The organism is Mycoplasma sp. 5370 (assembly GCF_054343435.1).
In genome coordinates this window covers 1-4,686 of sequence record NZ_JBTGVF010000040.1, presented here as the reverse complement: position 1 = coordinate 4,686, position 4,686 = coordinate 1, and the positions used below count along the sequence as shown (strand labels likewise).

Sequence of the window (4,686 nt, the reverse complement as noted above, 5' to 3'; positions counted from 1 at the left end):
AGTATTAAATATGCGAAAAAAAATAAAAAAATCCCGTCAACTGGGAAAGACGGGATAAATATTAAAATATAGTTAAATTAATGAGCATAAATGAGTTAATAATATAAGATATTTTGTGTAAATTTATGAATAATTATTTTTGTTCACTTTCTTTGAAAAATACCTTTCTTATTATTTTTGCTATTTCATAAGATAATTTTGCAGGAACTGCATTTCCTATTTGTTTTAAAACATCTGATTTAGAACCAACAAAAAGAAAATCATCTGGAAAACTTTGAAGTCTTGCTAATTCACGCGGAGTTAATACTCGGTTCAGTTTAGGATGAACATGAACACCACCATGATTTTCTTTTACTGTTAATGATGGTTTATTATAATCTAATCTTCTAAAAGCATCTTTAAAATTTTTCATTACAGATTGTCCCACAGGTGTTAAAGAAATTTTTTCTATAAATTCTGGTGAGTGTTTAGTAAAAATATGATTAAAATCTTTATTTTCACTTATTTCTTCTAAATCTGCAATCGCATCTTTAACTGTTTTCATTTTTTGTTTGGTATTTTTTAACAATTCAATTGTTTGTTGTACTTTTTCTTTGTCTTTAGAACCAATAAAAATAACTCTTTCACGTTTTTGAGCTACACCAAAATTAGAACTATCAAGTAATAAATAAGAAACAAGATAACCATTTTGAGTAAATATTTGCTCTATTTTGTCAGTTACTTTAACACCATCACTTTCTTTGTAAGATAAAATTCCTTTTACATTTTCTAAAACAAACACAGTGGGTTGTAATTTAATAATTACTTCAATTGTGTGTAAATAAAGTTTATTTCTTTCATCATTTTGAGATCTTTTACCAGCCATTGAAAATCCTTGGCAGGGAAAACCACCTATTACTATGTCAATATCTTTTAATTGACTAAGTTCTTCTTTGGTTTCTTGTAAAGTAATATCACAAGGTGAAATCTCAGTTTTAAAATTTAAGTTATAAGTTAGAGTTGCAGGTTTTCAAAACTCAACTGTTTTTACAATTTCAAAATTATTTTTGTAAAAACCTCAAGTCAATCCACCTGCTCCTGCAAACAAATCTACTAGTCTTTTTTTGCTCATTATTCTCCTTTTATTTATTATTTAAATTATAATCTAAAAGCAAAAAAATACAGGAAAAATCCTGTATTAATTTTGATTTATTGAATTTCAGTTCAATTGTGTCCATCGTAGAATCTAATGTTACTACTTGTTGGAATTGTACTTGGAATGTTACTATCAACTCTATTTGCAACTTTCAATCAATCAGTTAGATCAAATAATGAATGTACTAGAAGTAATTGATCAATCAAGTTGTATTTTTGATCAAATTTTATGTTTGAATTGAGTAGTAATCCTTTAGCTCATTCAATACCGGGTTCTTGTGCTCATTTATGTCATTCTCTTAATAAGTCTTGACGGTGAGCTTCAGATTGGTTACCACCAATATTGTTTGTATTAGCATATTGCACGAATTTTTTACCAAGTTCTCTGATTGATGTTTCATTTTCCAATGTATTTTTAAAGTAGTCAATTCAAGCCTTGAATTTATTGGTATCATTTCCAACTTGTGGAGTGATATAGTTAGCTACTGCTTGTTTTAATGTAACAATTCTTCTATTTTCAAAGAATGTGGTTCTAATAAATTCTTCTTCAATTGCTTTAATTTGTTCTGGTGTAGTTGCTTTTCTTATTCTATCATTGTATTCTTCTGCTTGTTCAAGTGTTAGTTTATAAGAAGAAGAAGAAGAAGAAGGCGCTCCAGCAGGAGTTGATTGTGCTTTTGTTGAAATTCTATTAGTTGCATCACGTTTTATGCTTGCAAGTGGATCTTCTACAAATACATAGTTATCTGCTTCATTTTCAATTTGAATCAATTCTTGAATTGTTGATGCATTTCTAACTCTTGTTCCAAAACTTGTTTTTTCATCTTGTGGCATTTTATTATTTGAAGTAATTTTACCTTGTACTTGCACTTTTTTAGCTTCAATAATTTGTCTTGCTTTTTCTTGAATTGCATCATATTGTGATTGTTGTGTTGCTTCATCAAGTTCTTTTGTTAGTTTATCTTTATTGTATCCATCACCTTCAAGTTTAGCAATTTCTGCTCTAGCATTAGATTTTTGAGATTCTAATCTTTCTCTTTCAGTAGTACGTAAACCTACTGCTTGATTTTTAGCATCTTCTATATCTTTTATACTTGAACTTGGATCATTAATTTTATTCAAGTTTGCAGTTTTAGCAGGAGCAGAATCTGGAATTTCACGGTTAGCTTGCAATGCTTCTGTTTTGAAACTATTTATTATTAATTGAGCTTCATCTTTTATTTTTTCTAATCTTTGTAATGAAGTATTTGGATTATTAATTTCATTTTTTCAATCTACTCCTTTTTTTATAAATTCATATTTACCATAAGAATTTACAAATCTATCTACTAGTCCTGACTGGTCTTTTTTTAATAATTCACCTTTTATTTTATCTTTTTCTGTTGATTCTTCTTTTGCTAATAATTTATTTGCTTCATTGATAGCATTTTGAATATCTTGCACTGTTGTAGCATTAGCTTTAGCATTATTAATTTCATTTATATGATCTGTTTCTGTTAATTTATCTTTAATTAAGTTAAGTTCTGTAACTTTATTAAATGCTTCATCAGTTCTTTGTTTAATATCTTCAATATTTTGTTCAGTTAGATTTGGTGAATTTAATTGATTAGATAGCTCAGTTTTCAAGTTTGGTGTTTCATTACCAAATTTATCACTAATATAAGTTTTAGCTTCATCTCTTAATGTAATTAATGCACCTGTTATACGAACTTTTGCTTCTCTAATTTGACCTGTCGATGAATTTTCACCATTAATTATTTTGCTTTCAGTTGTTTTTAGACTATTACCATCTTTAAGTTTTGCTAATTCTCTTAGTGCAAATTCTTTTTCTTGATTATATTGACTAAGTGCAGTTTCTGCTCTTTGTTTAATACCTTTTAATTTACCTACTCTATTATTTGTTTCTTTTAAGGTACCTTTTGTACCTAATTCAGTTATGAAAGGTTGTTTCTCTGTTTTATTTGGTAAGTTATTAATTGCAGTTTGTGCACTATCAAAAATAGTATCATAAGCATTTGTTATATCACTTAATAATGTATCTAATTCTTGTTCTGTTAAAGTTGCTTGATTATTTGCTTTTAAATTAGATAATCTGTTATCGTAATTTGCTTTTGTTTGGTTACCACCTTCATTTAAACCTTCTAAGATAGGAAGTTTATTAGTTACTGAAGTTACTTTATTATCAAGAATTTTTTGTGCTTCTTTTTTTAATTCTTCAACTCTTCCTACTGAGTCTGCATTTTGTATATCGCTATTTATTTGTTCTCTTCCTCTTTCATTAGTTCCGTTTCTTACTATTAATTTATTAGCAATATTCACAGCTTGTGCTTTAGCACTTGCTAATTCTTCTGCTCTTCTGTTTTCATCTGTTGCATTACCAACAATAGTATTAATAGAACTAATATCAGCATTTTCATTAGCTAAAGTATTAGTAATTTCATTTTTAAAATGATTTTTTCTTTCTTCACTTAAATAACTTAATCCATCAATAGTGGTTTTAGCTGTAGCTTGTTTTTCTTTAAATTTATTAGTTGCTTCAGTTACTGTTGTTTCATATTCTTTTTGTGTTCTACCATCAGCAGATTGTCCATTAAAGGTTCCTATTTTGAAAGATTTAAGAAATTATAGAAAGAGAGAAATAAAAATGAACATATGAAAATTAAACGAAGTCTTATTAGAAAGAGCAATTGGTAATTATAGACGTTTAGTAAGAGAAAATAAAGTAGTTGCAGAAGAAAATTGAGAAAAAAAAGTAAATAGTGCTTTAAATGAGGTTGACTATTTATGACCAAAAGCAGCAAACGAGAAAATGATTAAAATAATGAAAGAAATAGAAAAAATTAGTTTTTATAAATGACTTAATTGAAATCATAAACAAACAATAAAACTAATGATGCTAGGAGGACTTGGGTGCCCAAGCCTTCAACAAAAAACAATGGAATTATTACCAGCATTAATTGAAGCAGCAGGAACAAACGATATTCAACCTATTATAGAAATGTATATTTCAGTTAATTTTGGTGATTTATATATTTTATTAGAAACAGAACAAGGAGAAAAATAAAATGAATATAGACCAATTATATAGATGACTGCTAAACGAAGCAATAAAAGCTTATAAATATTATACAGATAGGGCATTCTATATGACTGCAGACGATGAAGACTGAGAAATAAAATTAATGAAACAAGGAATGGAATATTTATGACAAAAAGCAGCAAGCGAGAAAATGCTTAAAATAATGGAAGAAATAGAAAGTTCAGTTTTAAGCAATAGAAAGTTCGGTTCTGACGAAAGAAGACTAATAAAAGTAATGCTCCTAGCAGGTATGGTTGACGAAGAAAGACAAAAAACAATGGAATTATTACCTACCTTATTTAAGCAAGTAGGGTATGAAAAATTCGACTCCATTATAAGTATGTATGTTGCTGTTAATTTTAACTTAAATATTGTAATAATTAATAATTTTTTAAGAGCATAAATGACTAAACAATTAAAACCTAAATTTTTACTATTTTTCTATACTTAGCAAAAAATGACACATTTTCAAC

General features: G+C 27.4%; 4 protein-coding genes. 2 read left to right on the top strand and 2 right to left on the bottom strand.

The window, feature by feature from the left end; all coding sequences use genetic code 4:
- Positions 1-133: 133 nt before the first annotated feature.
- A complete protein-coding gene (locus tag ACXX88_RS04005) occupies positions 134-1,111 on the bottom strand; it encodes a DNA cytosine methyltransferase (protein WP_458559659.1) in 978 nt (325 codons plus the stop codon).
- 77 nt (positions 1,112-1,188) lie between these two features.
- On the bottom strand, positions 1,189-3,453 hold the full coding sequence (locus tag ACXX88_RS04000; RefSeq protein WP_458559658.1) for a hypothetical protein: 2,265 nt from the start codon (positions 3,451-3,453) through the stop codon (positions 1,189-1,191).
- 172 nt (positions 3,454-3,625) lie between these two features.
- On the opposite strand from ACXX88_RS04000, the gene ACXX88_RS03995 reads away from it, so the two are divergent.
- Positions 3,626-4,198 (top strand): hypothetical protein, encoded by a 573-nt coding sequence (locus ACXX88_RS03995; RefSeq protein ID WP_458559657.1) that lies wholly within the window; start codon positions 3,626-3,628, stop codon positions 4,196-4,198.
- 1 nt (position 4,199) lies between these two features.
- Entirely contained in the window at positions 4,200-4,616 is a 417-nt protein-coding gene (locus ACXX88_RS03990) for a hypothetical protein (RefSeq protein ID WP_458559656.1), read from the top strand.
- The last annotated feature ends 70 nt before the right edge of the window (positions 4,617-4,686 follow it).